General features: G+C 73.8%; 20 protein-coding genes and 5 tRNA genes. 16 read left to right on the top strand and 9 right to left on the bottom strand.

Features of this window, described 5'->3' with window-relative positions; genetic code table 11:
• From cobT to ACSNOC_RS01615, 3 genes are all read left to right on the top strand, one after another.
• On the top strand, window positions 1–1,758 hold a 1,758-nt coding region (gene cobT / locus ACSNOC_RS01625), incomplete at its 5' end, for a nicotinate-nucleotide--dimethylbenzimidazole phosphoribosyltransferase (RefSeq protein ID WP_436745356.1).
• Between the two features lie 51 nt (window positions 1,759–1,809).
• A complete protein-coding gene (gene cobA, locus ACSNOC_RS01620; protein WP_436745355.1) occupies window positions 1,810–3,015 on the top strand; it encodes a uroporphyrinogen-III C-methyltransferase in 1,206 nt (401 codons plus the stop codon).
• Window positions 3,012–3,821, top strand: coding sequence for a TrmH family RNA methyltransferase (locus tag ACSNOC_RS01615; protein ID WP_436745354.1), 810 nt, complete (start codon window positions 3,012–3,014; stop codon window positions 3,819–3,821). Before cobA ends, ACSNOC_RS01615 begins: the two co-directional genes overlap by 4 nt.
• 13 nt (window positions 3,822–3,834) lie before the next feature.
• On the opposite strand, the gene ACSNOC_RS01610 is transcribed toward ACSNOC_RS01615, so the two are convergent.
• Entirely contained in the window at window positions 3,835–4,884 is a 1,050-nt protein-coding gene (locus tag ACSNOC_RS01610) for a serine/threonine-protein kinase (RefSeq protein ID WP_436745353.1), read from the bottom strand.
• A 321-nt stretch (window positions 4,885–5,205) separates the two neighbouring features.
• Between ACSNOC_RS01610 and ACSNOC_RS01605 the strand changes: the two genes are divergently transcribed.
• The gene (locus ACSNOC_RS01605) at window positions 5,206–5,373 is read left to right on the top strand and encodes a hypothetical protein (protein ID WP_436745352.1); all 168 of its coding nucleotides are present in this window, start codon (window positions 5,206–5,208) and stop codon (window positions 5,371–5,373) included.
• Window positions 5,374–5,466: 93 nt separating this feature from the next.
• Here the strand turns inward: ACSNOC_RS01605 and ACSNOC_RS01600 are convergent.
• The 4 genes from ACSNOC_RS01600 to ACSNOC_RS01585 all read right to left on the bottom strand — a co-directional run bounded on the left by ACSNOC_RS01600 (window position 5,467) and on the right by ACSNOC_RS01585 (window position 5,799).
• Window positions 5,467–5,538 (bottom strand) — tRNA-Val (locus ACSNOC_RS01600).
• 21 nt (window positions 5,539–5,559) lie between these two features.
• Window positions 5,560–5,631 (bottom strand) — tRNA-Val (locus tag ACSNOC_RS01595).
• A gap of 1 nt (window position 5,632) precedes the next feature.
• Window positions 5,633–5,703 (bottom strand) — tRNA-Cys (locus ACSNOC_RS01590).
• Window positions 5,704–5,726: 23 nt separating this feature from the next.
• Window positions 5,727–5,799 (bottom strand) — tRNA-Gly (locus ACSNOC_RS01585).
• A gap of 110 nt (window positions 5,800–5,909) precedes the next feature.
• On the opposite strand from ACSNOC_RS01585, the gene ACSNOC_RS01580 reads away from it, so the two are divergent.
• The 3 genes from ACSNOC_RS01580 (at window position 5,910) to ACSNOC_RS01570 (ending at window position 8,709) form a co-directional block, all read left to right on the top strand.
• Window positions 5,910–7,001, top strand: coding sequence for a chorismate-binding protein (locus tag ACSNOC_RS01580; RefSeq protein WP_436745351.1), 1,092 nt, complete (start codon window positions 5,910–5,912; stop codon window positions 6,999–7,001).
• Complete coding sequence (locus ACSNOC_RS01575) at window positions 6,976–7,800, top strand: aminotransferase class IV (RefSeq protein WP_436745350.1); 825 nt, start codon at window positions 6,976–6,978, stop codon at window positions 7,798–7,800. Before ACSNOC_RS01580 ends, ACSNOC_RS01575 begins: the two co-directional genes overlap by 26 nt.
• Before the next feature lie 75 nt (window positions 7,801–7,875).
• Entirely contained in the window at window positions 7,876–8,709 is an 834-nt protein-coding gene (locus tag ACSNOC_RS01570) for a GNAT family N-acetyltransferase (RefSeq protein WP_436745349.1), read from the top strand.
• Here ACSNOC_RS01570 and ACSNOC_RS01565 read toward each other — a convergent pair.
• Window positions 8,691–9,209, bottom strand: coding sequence for a DsbA family protein (locus tag ACSNOC_RS01565; protein ID WP_436745348.1), 519 nt, complete (start codon window positions 9,207–9,209; stop codon window positions 8,691–8,693). The genes ACSNOC_RS01570 and ACSNOC_RS01565 overlap by 19 nt on opposite strands.
• A 105-nt stretch (window positions 9,210–9,314) precedes the next feature.
• Between ACSNOC_RS01565 and ACSNOC_RS01560 the strand changes: the two genes are divergently transcribed.
• Window positions 9,315–9,692 (top strand): hypothetical protein, encoded by a 378-nt coding sequence (locus tag ACSNOC_RS01560; protein ID WP_436745347.1) that lies wholly within the window; start codon window positions 9,315–9,317, stop codon window positions 9,690–9,692.
• Between the two features lie 76 nt (window positions 9,693–9,768).
• Complete coding sequence (locus ACSNOC_RS01555) at window positions 9,769–9,966, top strand: hypothetical protein (RefSeq protein ID WP_436745346.1); 198 nt, start codon at window positions 9,769–9,771, stop codon at window positions 9,964–9,966.
• On the opposite strand, the gene ACSNOC_RS01550 is transcribed toward ACSNOC_RS01555, so the two are convergent.
• Together ACSNOC_RS01550 and ACSNOC_RS01545 are read right to left on the bottom strand one after the other, a co-directional pair.
• A complete protein-coding gene (locus ACSNOC_RS01550; protein ID WP_436745345.1) occupies window positions 9,951–10,535 on the bottom strand; it encodes a CGNR zinc finger domain-containing protein in 585 nt (194 codons plus the stop codon). The genes ACSNOC_RS01555 and ACSNOC_RS01550 overlap by 16 nt on opposite strands.
• Before the next feature lie 165 nt (window positions 10,536–10,700).
• Window positions 10,701–11,114 (bottom strand): SsgA family sporulation/cell division regulator, encoded by a 414-nt coding sequence (locus ACSNOC_RS01545; protein ID WP_003959770.1) that lies wholly within the window; start codon window positions 11,112–11,114, stop codon window positions 10,701–10,703.
• 161 nt (window positions 11,115–11,275) lie between these two features.
• Here ACSNOC_RS01545 and ACSNOC_RS01540 point away from each other — a divergent pair, with 161 nt between their 5' ends.
• The 4 genes from ACSNOC_RS01540 (at window position 11,276) to ACSNOC_RS01525 (ending at window position 14,702) form a co-directional block, all read left to right on the top strand.
• The gene (locus tag ACSNOC_RS01540) at window positions 11,276–11,743 is read left to right on the top strand and encodes an SRPBCC family protein (protein ID WP_436745344.1); all 468 of its coding nucleotides are present in this window, start codon (window positions 11,276–11,278) and stop codon (window positions 11,741–11,743) included.
• Window positions 11,744–11,786: 43 nt separating this feature from the next.
• A tRNA-Val gene (locus ACSNOC_RS01535) sits at window positions 11,787–11,858 on the top strand.
• A gap of 137 nt (window positions 11,859–11,995) precedes the next feature.
• Window positions 11,996–13,975, top strand: a complete 1,980-nt coding sequence (thrS, locus tag ACSNOC_RS01530) for a threonine--tRNA ligase (protein ID WP_436745343.1) — start codon at window positions 11,996–11,998, stop codon at window positions 13,973–13,975.
• A 166-nt stretch (window positions 13,976–14,141) separates the two neighbouring features.
• Complete coding sequence (locus ACSNOC_RS01525; RefSeq protein WP_436745342.1) at window positions 14,142–14,702, top strand: HIT family protein; 561 nt, start codon at window positions 14,142–14,144, stop codon at window positions 14,700–14,702.
• Window positions 14,703–14,718: 16 nt separating this feature from the next.
• On the opposite strand, the gene ACSNOC_RS01520 is transcribed toward ACSNOC_RS01525, so the two are convergent.
• Window positions 14,719–16,395: a hypothetical protein gene (locus tag ACSNOC_RS01520; RefSeq protein ID WP_436745361.1), complete on the bottom strand. Its 1,677-nt coding sequence runs from the start codon at window positions 16,393–16,395 to the stop codon at window positions 14,719–14,721.
• 247 nt (window positions 16,396–16,642) lie between these two features.
• Between ACSNOC_RS01520 and pgsA the strand changes: the two genes are divergently transcribed.
• The 3 genes from pgsA to ACSNOC_RS01505 are packed head-to-tail and all read left to right on the top strand — an operon-like array spanning window position 16,643 to window position 19,394.
• Entirely contained in the window at window positions 16,643–17,323 is a 681-nt protein-coding gene (pgsA, locus tag ACSNOC_RS01515; RefSeq protein WP_436745360.1) for a phosphatidylinositol phosphate synthase, read from the top strand.
• On the top strand, window positions 17,320–18,237 hold the full coding sequence (locus ACSNOC_RS01510) for a phosphatidylinositol mannoside acyltransferase (RefSeq protein WP_436745341.1): 918 nt from the start codon (window positions 17,320–17,322) through the stop codon (window positions 18,235–18,237). The genes pgsA and ACSNOC_RS01510 overlap by 4 nt, the downstream gene beginning before the upstream one ends.
• Window positions 18,234–19,394, top strand: a complete 1,161-nt coding sequence (locus ACSNOC_RS01505) for a glycosyltransferase family 4 protein (RefSeq protein ID WP_436745340.1) — start codon at window positions 18,234–18,236, stop codon at window positions 19,392–19,394. Before ACSNOC_RS01510 ends, ACSNOC_RS01505 begins: the two co-directional genes overlap by 4 nt.
• The last annotated feature ends 64 nt before the right edge of the window (window positions 19,395–19,458 follow it).

Genomic DNA, 19,458 nt, shown 5'->3' with positions numbered 1-19,458 from the left:
GTCCCCGCGGCCGGAGCCCCCCGCCCCCCGGCGCCCGGCTACCCGGACACCGAACGCGAGACCGTGCACCGGCTGATGCGCGAACGCCGCGACATCCGCAACGGCTTCCGCTCCGACCCCATCCCGCACGACGTGCTGCTCCGCGTCCTGGAGGCGGCCCACACCGCGCCCAGCGTCGGCCTCTCCCAGCCCTGGGACTTCGTGCTCATCCGCTCCGCCGAGACCCGCCGCATGGTCCACGAGCTGGCGGCCCAGCAGCGCGAGGCGTACGCCAAGTCCCTGCCCAAGGCCCGTGCCAAGCAGTTCAAGGAGCTGAAGGTCGAGGCCATCCTGGAGACCCCGGTCAACATCGTGGTCACCGCCGACCCCACACGCGGCGGCCGGCACACCCTCGGCCGTCACACCCAGCCCCAGATGGCGCCCTACTCGTCCGCCCTCGCCGTGGAGAACCTGTGGCTCGCCGCCCGCGCCGAGGGCCTCGGCGTCGGCTGGGTCAGCTTCTTCGACGAGCGCCAGCTCGCCCGCGCCCTCGACCTCCCCGACCACCTGGAGGTCGTCGCCTACCTGTGCGTCGGCTACGTGGACGAGTTCCCCGGCGAGCCCGAACTGTCCCGCAACGGCTGGTCCCGCCGCCGCCCGCTGTCCTGGGTGGTGCACGAGGAGGCGTACGGCCGCCGCGCCCTGCCCGGCGCCGGGCCGCACGACCTGCTCAGCGAGACCCTCGCCGAGATCCGCCCGCTGGACGCCCAGGCCCTCGGCGAGGCGTGGGAACGGCAGAAGCGGATGACCAAGCCGGCCGGCGCCCTCGGCGCCCTGGAGGTCATCTCCGCCCAGCTCTGCGGCCTGTCGCGGTGCTGCCCGCCGCCCGTGCCCGAGCCCGCCGCCGTCGCGATCTTCGCCGGCGACCACGGCGTCCACGCCCAGGGCGTCACCCCTTGGCCGCAGGAGGTCACCGGGCAGATGGTGGCCAACTTCCTGGGCGGGGGAGCGGTCTGCAACGCGTTCGCCACCCAGGTCGGCGCCGAGGTCTGCGTCGTCGACGTCGGCATCCGGGGCGAACTGCCCGGCACGCCGGGCCTGCTGCCGCGCAAGGTCAGGCCCGGCACCGACGACTTCACCGCCGGGCCCGCGATGACCCGCGACGAGGCCATGCGCGCCGTCGAGGTGGGCATCGAAACCGCCCGCGACCTCGTCGCCGCCGGGAACCGGGCGCTGCTCACCGGCGAGATGGGCATCGCCAACACCACCGTCTCCGCCGCGCTGATCGCCGTCTTCGCCGACGCCGAGCCCGCCGAGGTCACCGGGCGCGGCACCGGCATCGACGACGAGACGCACGCCAGGAAGGTCGACGTGGTCCGCCGCGCGCTGCAGCGGCACCAGCCCGACCCCGGCGACCCCATCGGCGTGCTCGCCGCCGTCGGCGGCCTGGAGCACGCGGCCCTCGCCGGGCTGATCCTGGGCGGCGCCTCGCTGCGCGTGCCCGTGATCCTCGACGGCGTCAGCGCCGGTGCCGCCGCCCTGGCGGCCCGCGCCATCGCGCCCGAGGCCGTCGCCGTCTGCATCGCCGGACACCGCAGCGCCGAGCCCGGTCACCAGGCCGCCCTCACCGCGCTCGGCCTGCGCCCGCTGGTCGACCTCGACCTGCGCCTCGGCGAGGGCACCGGAGCGCTGCTCGCCCTCCCCGTCGTGCAGAGCGCCGCCCGCGCGATGCGCGAGGTCGCCACCTTCGACTCGGCCGGGGTGACGGACAAGAACTAAGGTGAAGGGCCCCCTGCCCGTCCGTGAAGCGTCGAGGAGCCCGCACCACCGATGCCAGAACAACCCGCCTACCCCGTCGGCCTGCGCCTGACCGGCCGCCGTGTCGTCGTCCTCGGCGGCGGCACCGTCGCCCAGCGCCGGCTGCCCGCGCTGCTCGCCGCGGGCGCCGACGTCCTGCTGATCGCCCCCTCGGTCACCCCCTCCGTCCAGGCCATGGCCGAGGCGGGCGAACTGCGCTGGGAGCCACGGGGATACCGACACGGCGACATAACGGACGCCTGGTACGCCCTGATCGCCACCGACGACCCCGAGGTCAACGCCGCCGCCTCCGCCGAGGCCGAGGAGCGCCGCGTCTGGTGCGTCCGCAGCGACGACGCCGACGCGGCCACCGCCTGGACCCCGGCCACCGGGCGCAGCGAGGGCGTGACCGTCGCCGTGCTCACCGGCCGCGACCCGCGCCGCTCCGCCGCCGTCCGGGACGCCGTGGTCGAGGGCCTGCGCGACGGCACCCTCACCGCGCCCCGGCACCGCCTGCGCACCCCCGGCGTCGCGCTGGTCGGCGGCGGCCCCGGCGACCCGGACCTGATCACCGTGCGCGGTCGCCGCCTGCTCGCCGAGGCCGACGTGGTGATCGCCGACCGCCTCGGCCCCCGCGACCTGCTGGACGAACTGCCCCCGCACGTCGAGGTCATCGACGCCGCCAAGATCCCCTACGGCCGCGCCATGGCCCAGGAGGCCATCAACAACGCCCTCATCGAGCACGCCAAGGCCGGCAAGTCGGTGGTCAGGCTCAAGGGCGGCGACCCGTTCGTCTTCGGCCGCGGCAAGGAGGAGGCCCAGGCGCTGGCCGAGGCCGGCATCCCGGTGACCGTGGTCCCCGGCGTCACCAGCGCCGTCTCCGTCCCCGCCGCCGTCGGCATCCCGGTCACCCACCGGGGCGTGGCCCACGAGTTCACCGTCGTCAGCGGCCACGTCGCGCCCGACGACCCGCGCTCCCTGGTGGACTGGGAGGCGCTGGCCGCCCTGCGCGGCACCCTGGTGCTGCTCATGGCGGTGGAGCGGATGGGCGCCATCGCCGAGACCCTGATCCGGCACGGCCGCCCCGCCACCACCCCGGTCGCCGTCGTCCAGGAGGGCACCACGGCCGCCCAGCGCCGCGTCGACGCCACGCTGGAGACCGTGGCCCGGCGCATCACGGAGGAGGGCGTCCGGCCACCGGCCATCGTCGTCGTCGGCGACGTGGTGACGGTGGCGTGACGGCTCCCGTCCCGGTCACCGACCCCGGCGACCCCAGGCTCACCGACTACACCGCGCTCACCGACGTCGCCCTGCGGCGGCGCCGCGAGCCGGCCGAGGGCCTGTTCATGGCCGAGGGCGAGAAGGTCATCCGCCGCGCCCTGCGCGCCGGTTACCCGATGCGCTCCATGCTCCTCACCCCCCGCTGGGCCGACGCCATGCGGGACGTCGTGGCGTCGGCCGGCGCGCCGGTGTACCTGGTCAGCCCCGAGGTGGCCGAGCAGGTCACCGGCTACCACGTGCACCGGGGCGCGCTGGCCGCGATGCAGCGCACGCCGTTGCCGTCCGCCGCCGGGCTGCTGGCCGCCTCCCGGCGGCTGGCGGTCCTGGAGGCGGTCAACGACCACACCAACCTCGGCGCGGTCTTCCGGGGCGCCGCCGCGCTGGGCATGGACGCCGTGCTGCTCTCCCCGGACTGCGCGGACCCGCTGTACCGCCGCTCGGTGAAGGTGTCGATGGGCACGGTGTTCTCGCTGCCCTACGCCCGCCTGAGCCCGTGGCCGCGGGTGCTGGCGGACGTGCGGGAGGCGGGCTTCCGGCTGCTGGCCCTCACCCCGGACCCGGGCGCCACCGACATCGGCACCGCGGTCCGGGAGCTGGGGGACGACAAGGCCGCGCTGATGCTGGGCACCGAGGGAGAGGGCCTGACCGCCCGCGCCCTCGCCGCCGCCGACGCCCGGGTCAGGATCCCGATGGCCCACGGGGTGGACTCGCTCAACGTGGCCGCCGCCGCTGCCGTCGCGTTCTACGCGGTCGCCGGGGGCTGAGCCATCGCCGCCGCTACAGCGGCCCCTGGCACCCCTGCGCCGCGGCGATGCCCAGCGCCACCAGCAGCGTCACCGTGACGAACACCACGAGCCGCTGCCGCAGCAGCCGCCGGTCGACGCCCCGGCGCCGAGCGGGCCGCGGGCGCCGGGCCGCCTGGGACGCGGTGCCCTCCGGCCGCCGGGGCGCGGGGGCCCGCGGCGCCGGGGCCGGCCGCTGGCGCGGCGCGGACTGCCCCACCCCGCGCGCCTCCCGGCCCGCGATCTCCTTGAGCCGCAGCGAGAGCTGCAGCGTCGTGGGCCGCTCCTCGGGCGACTTGGCCAGGCAGGAGCGCAGCAGCGGCGCCAACGCGGCCGGGACGCCGTGCAGATGCGGCTCCTCGTGCACCACGCGGTAGAGCATCACCTCGGAACTGCCCTGCCCGAACGGCGAGTCTCCGAGCGCCGCGTAGGCCAGCGTCGCGCCGAGCGAGAAGACGTCGGTGGCCGGGGTGACCGGCTGCCCCCGCACCTGCTCGGGGGCGAGGAAGCCGGGCGAGCCCACCGCGGTCCCGACGTGCGTCAGGGTGCTCGCGCCGGTCGCCCAGGCGATGCCGAAGTCGATGATCCGGGGCCCCTTGGGCGACAGCAGGATGTTCGACGGCTTCAGGTCGCGGTGCACGACGCCCGCCTCGTGGACGGCGACCAGGCCCTCGGCCAGGGCCGCGCCGATGGCGGCCGTCTCGGCGGCGGACAGCGGCCCCTGCTCCAGCACCTTGTCGTGCAGCGAGGGGCCCGGCACGTACTGGGTGGCGAACCACGGCCGGGCGGCGTCCAGATCGGCGGCCACCAGCCGGGCCGTGCAGCCGCCCCGGATCCGCCGCGCGGCGGAGACCTCACGGGCGAACCGCGAACGGAACTCCTGGTCCTCCGCCAGATCGGGCCGGATGACCTTCAGCGCGACCCGCTGGCCGCGCCGGTCCGAGCCGAGATACACGACTCCCATCCCGCCGGCGCCCAGGCGCCGGTGGAGCCGGAACGCGCCGACGACTCGCGGGTCCTCGCGCCGGAGCCGCATCATCGCCATGTCCACCTCGCTGCCCGGTGCTTGTGATGAGCCACAGCTTACGGACTGCGCGGCCCGAGCACCGAAAAGCCGCGCGCACCGGCGTCTTCGCAGGCGGCGGACGTTCCCTGGGGGAAACCCCCGGCTTCCCGGCGGTGATGTCCACCCTGGGGAGTAGTCGATCATGGGCCGTCTCATCCTGGGGGAGGCCCCCAGGTCAGTACGCCGGGTTGACGCGGCGGGTGGCCCCCGGACCTACTGTTGAGGTCAAGCGGCGGGCGCAGCACTCGTCCCCCGAGGTCACCCGCCCGCCGCTGCCAACACGAGGTCGGGAGGGGAGAGATGGCACGCACGGCGATACGCCCGCGCACCGGCCGCACCGACCGGCGCCACCCACTGGTGGCGACGGCGATGGTGCTGCCGCTGGCCATCGCCCTCGCGATCGTCATCGGCGGCGTCGAGGCCGTCATGACACAGGCGTCGTCCGTGGCCGGCATGCTGGGGCGCTGAGCGGCGCCCCGGGCCCGGGAGAGCGGCCCGGGTCGGGGACACCGGCTGACAGCCCCGTGGGGACGGGGGTGAGGCGGACGGCTATGGGCCCGGTGCGCGATACTGGGATTGAACCAGTGACCTCTTCCGTGTCAGGGAAGCGCTCTCCCGCTGAGCTAATCGCGCGGAGGATCCTCGCGGATCCAGTGGACGATACTGGGATTGAACCAGTGACCTCTTCCGTGTCAGGGAAGCGCTCTCCCGCTGAGCTAATCGTCCGAGGTGGAGACGGGATTTGAACCCGTGTAGACGGCTTTGCAGGCCGTTGCCTCGCCTCTCGGCCACTCCACCGGATGGGGGACGGGCCCCCTTCGAGCGGACGACGAGATTCGAACTCGCGACCCCCACCTTGGCAAGGTGGTGCTCTACCAGCTGAGCTACGTCCGCAATCGTTGTCCCCGTAGCCACTTGCGCGCTCCGGCGACGTCATGAACCTTAGCGGATTCGCGGGCCAGCTCAAACTTCGTATCCCCTGACCGCCGCCTAGACTCGCACACATGCACGACGTGGCTCCCCTCGCCCGGCTCGGCGGATTCCTCGCCACCGGCCTCCGCGACGTCACCGGCGACCCGGCGGCGCTCGACTCCACGGGCTGGTGGGCGGTGGCCGCGGACTTCGAGGGGCGCCTGGTGTGCGCCCGGTTCGGCGACGTCCGGCCCGCCCCGCCGCCCACCGCCGCCCCGGGGCGCTGGCACGGCCCCCGCCCCGGCGCCTGGACCAGCTCCCTGGACCGGGCCGCCTACACGGCGGGCGTGCGGCGGGTGCGCGAGCACATCGCGGCCGGCGACGTCTACCAGGTGAACCTGTGCCGCGTGCTCTCCGCGCCGCTGCCCGGCGCGGGCGCCGACATCGACGCCCTGAGCACGCTGCTGGCCCGCGCCCACCCGGCGGCGTTCGCGGGCACCGTCCGGCTCCCCGCCCACGGCGTGGAGATCGCCACGGCCTCCCCGGAGCTGTTCCTGCGCCGCCGGGGCCGCACGGTCGAGTCCGGCCCGATCAAGGGCACCGGCCGCAGCGCCGCCGACCTGCTGGCGAAGGACTACACCGAGAACGTGATGATCGTCGACCTGGTCCGCAACGACCTCGGCCGCGTCTGCGTCCCCGGCTCGGTCACCGTGCCCGGCCTGTGCGTCGCCGAGCGTTACCCCGGCCTGGTCCACCTGGTCTCCACCGTCCGCGGCGAGCTGCGCCCCGGCGCCGGCTGGCCCGATCTGATGGACGCCGCCTTCCCGCCCGGCTCGGTGACCGGCGCCCCCAAGTCCAGCGCGCTGCGGATCATCGACGCGCTGGAGACCGCGCCGAGGGGCCCGTACTGCGGCGCCGTCGGCTGGGTCGACGCCGACCGCGGCGTGGGCGAACTCGCCGTCGGCATCCGCACGTTCTGGATCGACCGGGCCGCCGGGGCCGCCCCGCTGCTGCGCTTCGGCACCGGCGCGGGCGTCACCTGGGACTCCGACCCGGCGGGGGAGTGGGCCGAGACCGAGCTGAAGGCGTCCCGGCTGGTCGGGGTAGCGTCTACGGGAGGCCACCGGAGCGACGGGGGCGAGAGGGGAAGGAGTCACCATGGCGCTGATCTGGCTGAACGGTGAGCTGCGCGACGCCGACAGCGCGCGGGTCTCCGTCTTCGATCACGGACTCACGGTCGGGGACGGCGTGTTCGAGACGCTGAAGACCGAGAACGGCCGCGCCTTCGCCGTCCGCCGCCACCTGGACCGCCTCGCCGCCTCCGCCGCCGGTCTCGGCCTGCCCGAGCCCGACCGCGACGAGGTGCGGCGCGCCTGTCACGCGGTGCTCGCCGCCACCCCGCTGCCGTTCGGCCGGCTGCGCGTCACGTACACCGGCGGCCCCGCGCCGCTCGGCTCCGACCGCGGCGACGCCGCGCCCACGCTGCTCGTCGCGCACGCCCCGGCCACCCGCGCCCCCGAGAGCACCGCCGTCGTCACCGTCCCCTGGACCCGGAACGAACGCGGCGCCCTCACCGGGCTGAAGACCACCTCCTACGCCGAGAACGTCATCGCGCTGGCCCGCGCCCGCCAGGAGGCGGCCTCCGAGGCGCTCTTCGCCAACACCGCCGGCCTGCTCTGCGAGGGCACGGGCAGCAACGTCTTCGTCGTCCTCGACGGCGAGCTGCGCACCCCGCCCCTGGCCTCCGGCTGTCTGGCCGGCATCACCCGCGCCCTGGTCCTCGAATGGGTCGGCGCCGCCGAGACCGACCTGCCCATGGACTGCCTGGAGCGCGCCGAGGAGATCTTCCTCACCTCCAGCCTCCGCGACGTGCAGGCCGTGCGGCGGGTCGACGGCCGCACGCTGCCCGGCGCGCCCGGCCCGGTGACCGCCAAGGCGATCCGCGTCTTCCGGGAGCGCTCGGCCGCCGACATCGACCCCTGAGCGCGCCATCGGCGGCCGGCGGACCCGCGAGCCCCGGGGTGACGCGGGACGGCGGCGGCGGGTAGACATCCGGCGATGACCACGACACTGCGACCCGCCGGGCCCGAGGAGCGCGCCGCCGACGGCGGCCGGTCCCGGGCGTTCGACATCCGCGTCAACGGCCGCCGCGCCGGCTCCCTGCGGCTCGTCACCGACGACGGCCACGCCGGGCGCATCGAGGACCTGGTGGTGGCCGGGGCGGACCGCCGCCGGGGCCGCGCCACGGTCGCCGTGCTGGCCGCCGAGGAGGCCCTGCGGGCCTGGGGCTGCCGCGAGGCCACGGCCGCCGTGCCCGCCGACGCCGGGGCGGCCCTGGCCCTCGCCCGGGTGCTCGGCTACACCGAGCGCAACCGCAACCTGGTCAAACCCGTCACCGGCCCGCCGCCCCCGGCCCCGCCCGGCGGCGCCTTCCGCGACCTGACGGACGCCGAGTACCCGGCCTGGCTGACGGCCGAGCGGACGGCGTACGCCCGGAACTGGACCGACCGGGGCCTGGACCCGGCCGCCGCCCGCGCCAGGGCGGACCGCGGCTACGCGACCCTGCTCCCCGACGGACCCGCCACCCGGGGCGCCGTGCTGCGCGTCCTGGCGCACGAGGGCGCGGACGTCGGCACCGTGTGGGTCACCGTGGCGCCCGGGCCCATGCGGCACGGCGAGGACGCCTACGTCTGCTCCGTCGAGGTGGCCGCGGACCACCGGGGTCGCGGCCACGGCCGGACGCTGATGCGGGAGGCCGAGCGGGTCTGCCACGCGGCGGGGGGCGGGCTGCTCGGGCTCAACGTGTTCGCGGGCAACACCCCGGCGCTGCGGCTCTACGCCTCACTGGGGTACCGGCCCGTCCAGATCCATCTCTACAAGCCGCTGGGCTGAGCGAGCAGGGACTCGGCGATCCCGGCGATCCGCTCCCGCAGCCCCTGCTGGTTCTTGCCGCCGTCCAGCCGCTGCCCGCCGATCACGTACGTCGGGGTGCCGGTGACGCCCAGCGCCTCCCCCTCGGCCTGGTCGGCGTCCACGATCAGCATGTGCCGGCCGTCGATCAGCGCGGTGTCCACCTCGTCGGCGTCCAGGCCCAGCTCCCTGGCGACCTCCAGCAGCACCTCGGTGCCGCGGGCCTCCAGGTCGGCGGTGCGGGCCAGCAGGGCCGTCCAGTACTCCTCGCCCCGGCCCTGGAGATACGCCTCCTCGGCGGCCTGGGCGGCGGCCAGCGCGTGCCGGTGGCGGCTGAGCGGGAAGTGCCGGCGCCTGATCTCCAGCGCCGGCCCGAACCGCTCCCGCAGGGCGCGCAGGTCGGATTCCGCGCGGTGACAGTCGGGGCACTGGAGGTCGCACCACACGTCCAGTACGGCGCGGGAACCGGTCGTCTCGTTCATGCCGCACAGTCTTCCATCCCCGCCCCGGCCGGGCGGACCCGGAGAAATCCCGGATCCCGCGGCCGGGCCATGGCCCCGCGGCCCGGAGCGCGGCAGGATGGAACGATGGTGATCGGCACTGTCTGCACCCTGCTCTCCGCCGCCGGCCTGGGGATCGCGTTCCTGGTCGCGCGCCGCCGCCGCTACGCCCTGGCGCTGCGGACCGCGGCCGTCTCGCTGCTGCCCGTCGGACTGGCCATGACGGGCGTGGTGCGCTTCGTGCTGCACATGACCTTCAACCCGCTGGCCTGGGCCGGCTTCGGCGTGCTGGGCTGCGCGGTCCTGCTGTTCCTGGCCGGGCGGCTCGCCGAGGGCCGGGGCGCGGGCGGCGGGCGCCGCCGCGAGAAGGGCGCCGCCCGGTCCCTGCCCGCCGTCGGCGGGCGCGGCGGCGGGGCGGACGACTTCTCGGACATCGAGGCCATCCTGAAGAAGCACGGCATCTGAACGGACGGACCCGCCCGGCGCGCGGCAGGCGTGTTGAGCGCGCACAGGCGTCCGATTGCGTCATGATCACGACGACATGGCCCCAACCCCGCGGGAACAGACTCCCGAATCGACCGACCATCCGCCGCCGGCCCCGGGGCGGGAGGCGGGACCCGGCGAACCCGAGAGCCGGGGCTGCCTGTTCGCCCTGTCACAGCCCCCGCTGCTGATCTTCCTGACCGTCATCGGCACCCTGCTGCTGATCGCGGGCGCGCACGATCAGTTCCTCTTGTGAGGGCCGCCCGCGACCGTCTCGGACTCCCGCTGCCTGGCCCGGTACGCGGCCACGTGCAGCCGGTTGCCGCACGTGCGGCTGGAGCAGTAGCGCCGCGACCGGTTGCGCGACAGATCGACGAACGCGCGCCCGCAGCCGGGCGCCTCGCAGCGCCGCAGCCGCTCCCGCTCCCCGGCCACCAGGATGAAGCCCAGGGCCATCCCGCAGTCGGCGGCCAGGTGCTCGGCGACCGAGGCGCCGGGCGCGAAGTAGTGCACGTGCCAGTCGTGACCGTCGTGGTCGGTCAGCCGCGGGGTGGTCCCGGCCGCCGCCACCAGGGCGTTGATCAGCTCGGCCGCCGCCCGGTCGGAGGGGGCGGCGAAGATCTCGGCGAACCGCGCGCGCACCCCCCGCACCGCCCGCAGGTCGGACTCGGCCAGGTCCGCGAGCCGCACGTCGCTCACCGCGTGGTCCGCCACGAAGGCCCGCAGGGCCGCTGTGTCGGTGAGCGTGTCCCGCGAGCCGACGACGGTGTTCAGCAGGTCGACGGTGTGGTCCAGGGCGCACCGGGTGTCGTGGTTGATCAGCACGGAGGGCTCCCCGTCCGGTCCGGAAAACGATGAGGCCAGACTCTAGCGGCCTCATGGCACACGGCGGCGCCGCCGCGGGAATTCCCCGCGGCGGCGCCGTGGTGTGTCCGTCGCCGGTCCCGCGCCGTCGCCCCGAGTCAGACGGCGCGGAGAACCGGCGGGTCTCTAACTCTCTGCGAGAATGTGCGACAGTTCGGTATCGAGATCGAAATGACGGTGTTCCGTGCCGGGCGGCACGGCGGCGTCGGTCCGCTTCAGGAAGGATTCGAGGGCCCGGGCCGGGGCCTCGAGCAAGGCCTCCCCCTCGGGGGAGCTGAGGGCGATGCAGACGACTCCCTGCCCGTGACTTCGGGAGGGCCAGACCCGGACGTCGCCGGTGCCCGTGGGCCGGTGCAGTCCTTCGGCGAGGAGGTCGCGGGCGAAAACCCATTCGACGGTTTCTTCGGCTCCGGTGTGAAATGTGGCGTGTACGGCGTAGGGGTCCGCCGTGTCATACCGCAGCCCCGCGGGTACAGGTAGTGAGGACTCGCTCGATACGACGAGGCGCAGGTGCAGCTCGCAGCTGACCGTGGTGTTCATAAGCGCCAGGGCCTTTCGCTCAGTGTGCGCTCGGGGATTCGCACGTCGGCGAATTCCAGATGCCACGTACTCGCCGGTTGTAAACCCCTCTGCCCCAATTGTGGCCTTTAAAGTCATTCCAATGGACGAGTTGTGATATGTCCAAAGCCGGGAGGCGACGCATGACGGACGGCCGGTGGAGCCGTTACCGATTCAACGACGACTGGTGGGTAGGTGCCCCGCCTGGCGCGGTCTATGCCGTCCTGGAACGGCCCGAGGACTATCCGCGCTGGTGGCGTGAGATACGGCACGTCGTCCGGACGGGACCGGATACCGGACTTGCCCGCTTCCGTTCCTTTCTCCCCTTCTCCCTCCGTGTCGGTGTCCGCGCCGGCCGCCGGGACCCGGCCGCCGGGCTGATCGAGGTGCTGCTGAGCGGCGATCTCGACGGCTGGGTGCGCTGGACGATCTCGCCGAGCGGGACCGGCAGCGCCGTCCGCTACGAGCAGGACACCGCCCTGCGCAAGCCGCTGCTGCGGCACCTCTCGCTGCCCGCCCGGCCGGTGTTCGCCGCCAACCACGCCCTGATGATGCGTTCGGGACGGCGAGGGCTCCGTGCCTGGTTGGGAGTTCATTTGGATGACGGGTGACCCGCCCTGTATGGTTCTTCCCGTGCCGCAGGGCACGAACCCCGGGCGATTAGCTCAGCGGGAGAGCGCTTCGTTCACACCGAAGAGGTCACTGGTTCGATCCCAGTATCGCCCACCCCCCGGGAAGGCCGGTCCGCCGCAGCGGACCGGCCTTCCGCGTTTACCCCTTCGCTCCGGCGGTCACGCGGTCGGTACCATGCGGACTGCGACGGCACTTCAGCCCGCCACCACCCCATGAGTCAGGAGAGTCCGGTGTCAGACGTCCGTGTGATCATCCAGCGCGATTCCGAGCGGGAAGAACGCGTGGTGGCCACCGGCACGACGGCCGCCGCGCTCTTCGAGGGCGAACGGTCCGTCGTCGCCGCCCGCGTCGCCGGACAGCTCAGGGACCTGGCCTACGAGCCCGCCGACGGCGACGAGATCGAGCCGGTGGACATCTCCTCGCCCGACGGGCTGGACATCCTGCGGCACTCCACCGCGCACGTCATGGCCCAGGCCGTGCAGGAGCTGTTCCCCGAGGCCAGGCTCGGCATCGGACCGCCCATCAAGGACGGCTTCTACTACGACTTCGACGTCGCCCAGCCCTTCCACCCGGAGGACCTCGGGCGCATCGAGAAGCGCATGCAGCAGATCCAGAAGCAGGGGCAGCGGTTCGCCCGGCGGGTGGTGACCGACGAACAGGCCCGTGCCGAACTCGCCGGTGAGCCCTACAAGCTGGAGCTGATCGGGCTCAAGGGCGCCGCGGCGGAGTCCGCCGAGGGCGCGGGCGCCGAGGTCGGCGCCGGCGAGCTCACCATCTACGACAACCTCGACGCCAAGACCGGCGAGCTGTGCTGGAAGGACCTGTGCCGGGGGCCGCACCTGCCCAGCACCCGGCTCATTCCCGCGTTCAAGCTGATGCGCTCCGCCGCCGCGTACTGGCGGGGCAGCGAGCGGAACCCGCAGCTCCAGCGGATCTACGGCACCGCCTGGCCGTCCAGGGACGAGCTCAAGGCCCACCTGGAGTTCCTCGCCGAGGCCGAGAAGCGCGACCACCGGCGGCTGGGCACCGAGCTCGACCTGTTCTCCATTCCCGAGGAGCTGGGCTCCGGACTGGCGGTCTTCCACCCCAAGGGCGGCGTCGTCCGCAAGGTCATGGAGGACTATTCGCGCCGCCGGCACGAGGAATCCGGATACGAATTCGTCAACACCCCGCACATCACCAAGAGGAAGCTCTTCGAGGTTTCGGGACACCTCCCGAACTACGACGAGTCGATGTTCCCGCCCATCCAGTTCGAGGGGCAGGACTATTACCTCAAGGCGATGAACTGTCCCATGCACAACCTGATTTTCCGGGCGCGTGGGCGGTCCTACCGGGAATTGCCGTTGCGGCTTTTCGAGTTCGGCACGGTCTACCGGTACGAGAAGTCGGGCGTCGTCCACGGCCTCACCCGCACCCGCGGGTTCACCCAGGACGACTCGCACATCTACTGCACCAAGGAGCAGATGCCCGACGAACTCGACACCCTGCTCACCTTCGTGCTCGACCTGCTCCGCGACTACGGGCTCAGCGACTTCTACCTGGAGCTGTCCACCCGCGACGACAGCCCGAAGTTCATCGGTGAGCCGGAGGAGTGGGCGGAGGCCACCGAGGCGCTGCGGCAGGCCGCCGGCAAGCAGGGCCTGGAGCTGGTCATGGACCCGGGCGGCGCCGCGTACTACGGCCCCAAGATCTCCGTCCAGGCCAAGGACGCCATCGGCCGCACCTGGCAGATGTCCACGATCCAGGTCGACTTCCAGCAGCCGAAGCGCTTCGCCCTGGAGTACACCGCGGCGGACGGCAGCCGGCAGCAGCCGGTGATGATCCACCGGGCGCTGTTCGGCTCCATCGAGCGCTTCTTCGCCGTGCTGCTGGAGCACTACGCGGGCGTCTTCCCGCCGTGGCTCGCCCCCGTGCAGGCGGTCGGCATCCCCATCGGGGACGCGCACGTGCCCTATCTCCAGGAATTCGCCGCCGAGGCGAAGGCCCAGGGGCTGCGCATGGAGGTGGACTCCTCCGCCGACCGCATGCAGAAGAAGATCCGCAACGCCCAGAAGCAGAAGATCCCGTTCATGGTCATCGCCGGTGACGACGACGTCGCGAACGGCGCGGTCAGCTTCCGCTACCGCGACGGCTCGCAGAAGAACGGGATTCCGCGCGCCGAGGCGCTGGGCGAGATCGCCACGGTCGTCCGCGACCGCCTGCAGGTCTAGGGCCTGTCTTCCGGATCTTCGCGGGGCCACGACGTTCCCCCGGCCATGGGGACTCCTCCGGAGGCCGGGAGGTACCCCCACGATCCGGAGGGCAGGCCCCGGCGGCCACCGGCCGGCGGGCCCCGGGGCGAATGCCCCGGGGCCCGTGCCGTCCGGGCGACGCCATATGCTGGCCGGCATGAGCAGCGAGCCGGAGCAGCAGATCGGAGTGGGGACGCCGGACGCGTTCCAGCGCCTGTGGACGCCCCACCGGATGGCCTACATCCAGGGCGAGGGCAAGCCGACCGGCCCCGGGGCCGAGGACGGCTGCCCGTTCTGCGTGATTCCCGGCAAGAGCGACGAGGACGGCCTGATCGTCGTCAGGGGCGAGGCCGTCTACGCCGTGCTCAACCTCTACCCGTACAACAGCGGCCACCTGCTCGTGGTGCCCTACCGGCACGTCGCCGACTACACCGAGCTCACGCCCGGGGAGACCGCGGAGCTGGCCGCGCTGACCAAGCAGGCCATGACCGTGATCCGCCGGGTCTCCGGCGCGCACGGCTTCAACATCGGCATCAACCAGGGCTCGGCGGCGGGCGCCGGCATCGCGCCCCACCTGCACCAGCACGTGGTGCCCCGGTGGGGCGGCGACTCCAACTTCATGCCCGTCGTCGGCCACACCCGGGTCCTGCCGCAACTCCTCGCCGACACCCGGCAGATGCTGGCCGACGCCTGGCCCGCCGCCTGACGGCCGCGGCCGGCGGTCACAGGTTGTACTCGTCGGCCTTCTTCGGCTCGGCGGTCTGCACCAGGCCGCTGAGCGCCTGGGCGCGGGCCTCGAACGACGAGGTGTCCACGCCGTGCTCGTTCAGGACCCGCAGCGCCGCCGCGTGCGCCACCCGCAGCACCGGCGTCGGGGTGCGCAGCAGGTCGTCCATCATGAAGCGGTGGTCCCCCACCGGGGTCGCCCAGGTGTGGCGCAGACCGAACGGCTCGGGCAGGGCGATCGTGCCGCCCAGCTTGTCCAGGCGCGCCGGGAACCAGGTCAGCGGAGCGCGGGCGGCCAGCCGCACCACTTCCTTGGCGTCGACCAGCGGCAGCACCTGGTCCTCCTTCTTCCACGGCCGCAGCGCGTTCCGCACCGTCCGCTTCTTGGCCGCCGGCTTCTTGCGGAAGAAATCGTGGATCGGGCCGAGGGCGTGCGCCGTCACCTCGATGCGCAGCGTGCGGTGCAGCACGGTCACCGTGATCATCATCGTGACGACCAGCTCGCCGTCCCACAGCACGAACTGCACGCCCAGGTAGTGCCGGTCGCCGCTGTCGTACTGCTGCTCGTTGCAGATCCGCTGGACCTCGATGGCGCTGAAGCTGTAGCCGTCCGCGGTCGGCCCGTCCGGGCGGGCCACCTCCTTGGCGCCCTCGCCCACGTGCCGCACCACCCAGTGCGTTATCGACGGGGGCGTGAAGCCGCCGGTGTGCAGCGGGCCGCGCTCCAGCAGCCGGAGCTGGTCGCCCATGGCCCGGGCCACGTCCCAGCTCCGGAACGGGTCGATGTCCCGGCCCGGGTCGCGGGGCCGCAGCTCCTCGGCGAGCTGCCAGCTCGCCCAGCGCACGCCCATGCCCAGTATCCCCTTGGAGCCCGCGTAGTAGACGAGGTTGCTGGTCTGCTCCGCCGACAGCTTCGCCAGGCCCACGCGCAGCCGCTCCGCCTCCGCGTCGTTCGGGTTCTGCGGGACGGCCTCCGGGATGCGGGCGCCCGTGCCGCTGCCGCCCAGCAGATCCGTCCAGTGCGCCCGCAGGTTCTGCGCGGTGCGCTCCGCGATCTGCTTCGCCCAGAACCAGCCGATGATCGGCGCGGGCAGCAGCGCCCACACGTAGAGCTGGACGATGCCGGAGACCGGCAGCGCGAGCAGCAGCAGGACGATCAGGCCGAACACCGCGGCCAGCAGCACCTGCCCGAACCCGCCCGCCCGCTTGGCCAGCGAACCGGCCAGCGTGCGGCGCAGCTGGAACAGCCCGAGCCATATCAGCACGCCGGGAAGGAAGATCAGACCGAAGACGGCCATGATGATCGTCAGCCGGCGGTCGCGCTGCCGCCGGATCCGCTTCGCCGCCAGGGCGTGCTCGACCACCACCTGCGGCTCGACGCCGAACGACTGGATCAGCGGCTTGCGGTCGTCGGCGAGCATGCGCTTCTCGATGGCGCGGGTGAACGCCTCCCCGAGGTTCGGCTCCAGCAGCGAGAAGCGCCCGGCCTTCACCTCGGCCGCCTCGTTCGGCTCCCGGATCTCCTCCGGGGCGCCGTCCCGGTAGACCACCGACGCCAGCGCGTGACTCACGCCCGTGCGTCCGCTCCCGGCGCCGGAAAGAGGGACCTGGGCGCCCGGGGCGAAGTCGAACTCCAACCCCGCCGCTTTCCTCAGGTCGTCCAGGCCCGCCATCGGGTACCCCCAGTCCTCGAAACCCTCGAACACCAGCCGCCGTCAGGCCAGTTCCCGCCCGGCGGGCTCAGCAACCCTGCCCGCGCCCAGCCTATCGGCCGCCGCGCGCCCCGGCCGCCCCCTTCCGGATGACGGCTCTTCCCGCTCTTCCCACGGGCCCCGCGCCGCCGCGCCCGGCGCGTGGCTACGATGGGGCCTCCGGCGGCCGCCTGACCACGCGGCCCCTCTGTGACCTTTGGACAAGGACATGCTCAACAAGTACGCGCGTGCTTTCTTCACGCGTGTCCTCACGCCCTTCGCCGCCCTGCTGATCCGGCTGCGGGTGAGCCCGGACGCGGTGACGCTGATCGGCACCCTGGGAGTGATGGCGGGAGCACTGGCCTTCTTCCCCCGCGGCGAGTTCTTCTGGGGCACCGTCGTCATCACGCTGTTCGTCTTCTCGGACCTCGTCGACGGCAACATGGCCCGCCAGCTCGGCCGTTCCAGCCGCTGGGGCGCGTTCCTCGACTCCACCCTCGACCGCGTGGCGGACGCGGCGATCTTCTCGGGCATCGCGCTGTGGTACGCGGGCGACGGCGACAACGAGGCGCTGTGCGCGGTGACGCTGTTCTGCCTCGCCAGCGGGCAGGTCGTGTCCTACACCAAGGCCAGGGGCGAGAGCATCGGGCTGCCGGTGGCCGTCAACGGCCTCGTCGAACGCGCCGAGCGGCTGGTGATCACCCTGGTCTGCGCCGGGCTCGCGGGCTGGGAGCGGACGTTCGACGTGCCGCGCATCGGCGTGCTGCTGCCCACCGCGCTGTGGGTGGTCGCCGTGGGCAGCGCCGTCACGCTCGTCCAGCGGGTGGTCACCGTGCGCCGGGAGTCCGCCGAGGCCGAGGCCGAGGCCGCGAGCCGCCGCGAGCAGCAGCAGGAAAGCGGCCAGGCATGAGGGAACGGCTGACGGACGGGCTGTACGGACTGGGCTGGACCGTCGTCAAGCGGATGCCCGAGCCGGCCGCGCTCGCCCTCGGCCGCCGCGCCGCGGACGCCGCCTGGCGCCGGCGCGGCGCCGGTGTGCGGCGGCTGGAGGCGAACCTCGCCCGGGTCGTCCCCGACGCGGGCGAGGAGCGGCTGCGCGAGCTGTCCCGCGCGGGCATGCGCAGCTATCTGCGGTACTGGGTCGAGTCCTTCCGGCTGCCGGTGTGGAGCCAGGAGCGGATAAGGACGGCGTTCGACGGCGAGGGCATGCACCACGTCACCGAGGGACTCGCCCGCGGGCGCGGCGTCATCGTCGCCCTGCCGCACATGGGCAACTGGGACCTGGCCGGCGCCTGGCTGGTCACCGCGCTGAACACCCCGTTCGTCACCGTCGCCGAGCGGCTGAAGCCCGAGACCCTCTACGACCGCTTCGTCGCCTACCGCGAGGGCCTGGGCATGGAGGTCCTGCCGCACACCGGCGGCTCGCTCGGCAAGCTCGCCCGGCGGCTGCGCGGCGGCGGCCTGGTGGCCCTGGTCGCCGACCGGGACCTGTCCGCGTCCGGCGTGGAGGTCTCGTTCTTCGGCGAGACGGCGCGGATGCCCGCCGGACCTGCCATGCTGGCTCAGCAGACGGGTGCGCTGCTGCTGCCCGCCGCCCTGTGGTACGACGAGACCCCCGTCATGCGGGGCCGCGTCCACCCGCCGGTGCCGGTGCCGGAGACCGGCACCCGCGCGGAGCGGACGGCGGCCATGACCCAGGTCCTGGCCGACACGTTCGCCGCCGAGATCGCCGCGCACCCGCAGGACTGGCACATGCTGCAGCGGCTGTGGACCGCCGACGTCGCGGCGGACCGCGCGGCGCGGGAAGGGAGGCGGGCGGCATGAGGATCGGCATCGTCTGCCCGTACTCCTGGGACGTCCCCGGCGGCGTGCAGTTCCACGTCCGGGACCTGGCCGAGCACCTGATCCGCGGCGGGCACACCGTGTCCGTCCTCGCCCCCGCCGACGACGACACCCCGCTGCCGCCGTACGTGGTCTCCGCCGGGCGGGCCGTGCCGGTGCCGTACAACGGCTCGGTCGCCCGCCTCAACTTCGGCTTCCTGTCCGCCGCCCGGGTCCGGCGCTGGGTCCACGACGGCGACTTCCAGGTGCTGCACATCCACGAGCCGGCCGCGCCCTCCCTGGCGCTGCTGACGTGCTGGGCGGCGCGCGGACCCATCGTCGCCACGTTCCACACCTCCAACCCCCGCTCCCGCGCGATGATCGCGGCCTACCCGATCCTCCAGCCCGCGCTGGAGAAGATCAGCGCCCGCATCGCCGTGAGCGAGTACGCCCGCCGCACCCTGGTCGAGCACCTCGGCGGCGACGCCGTGGTCATCCCCAACGGCGTGGACGTCGAGTTCTTCGCCGGCGCCGAGCCCAAGGCGGAGTGGCAGGGCGGCACCATCGGGTTCATCGGCCGGATCGACGAGCCCCGCAAGGGACTTCCGGTGCTGATGCGCGCGCTGCCCAGGATCCTCGCCGCCCGTCCCGGGACCCGGCTGCTGGTCGCCGGGCGCGGCGACGAGAAAGAGGCCGTGGCCGGGCTGCCGCGCGAGATGCGCGACCGCGTCGAGTTCCTCGGCATGGTCAGCGACGAGGACAAGGCCCGGCTGCTGCGCAGCGTCGACCTGTACGTGGCGCCCAACACCGGCGGCGAGAGCTTCGGCATCATCCTGGTCGAGGCCATGTCGGCGGGCGCGCCCGTCCTCGCCAGCGACCTCGACGCGTTCGCCCAGGTCCTGGACGGGGGAGAGGCCGGCGAACTGTTCCCCAACGAGGACGCCGACGCCCTCGCCGCCGCCGCCGTGCGGCTGCTGGGCGACCCGGCGCGGCTGGCCCGCCTGCGCGCGCGCGGCAGCAGCCATGTGCGGCGGTTCGACTGGTCGACCGTGGGCGCCGACATCCTCGCCGTCTACGAGACCGTCACCGCCGGCGCCGAGGCCGTCAAACCCGACGACCGCGCCGGGCTGCTCGGCCGCCTCGGCTTCGCCCGCGACTGACCGGGCGGCCCACCGGGCGGCCACCGCGCGCCCGGACCGGCGCCCGTGGCCCGGTAGGGTGACC

Source organism: Streptomyces sp. URMC 129 (assembly GCF_051386415.1).
In the GTDB taxonomy this organism is placed as follows: domain Bacteria; phylum Actinomycetota; class Actinomycetes; order Streptomycetales; family Streptomycetaceae; genus Streptomyces.
This window is presented reverse-complemented; position numbering and strand designations above follow the sequence as displayed.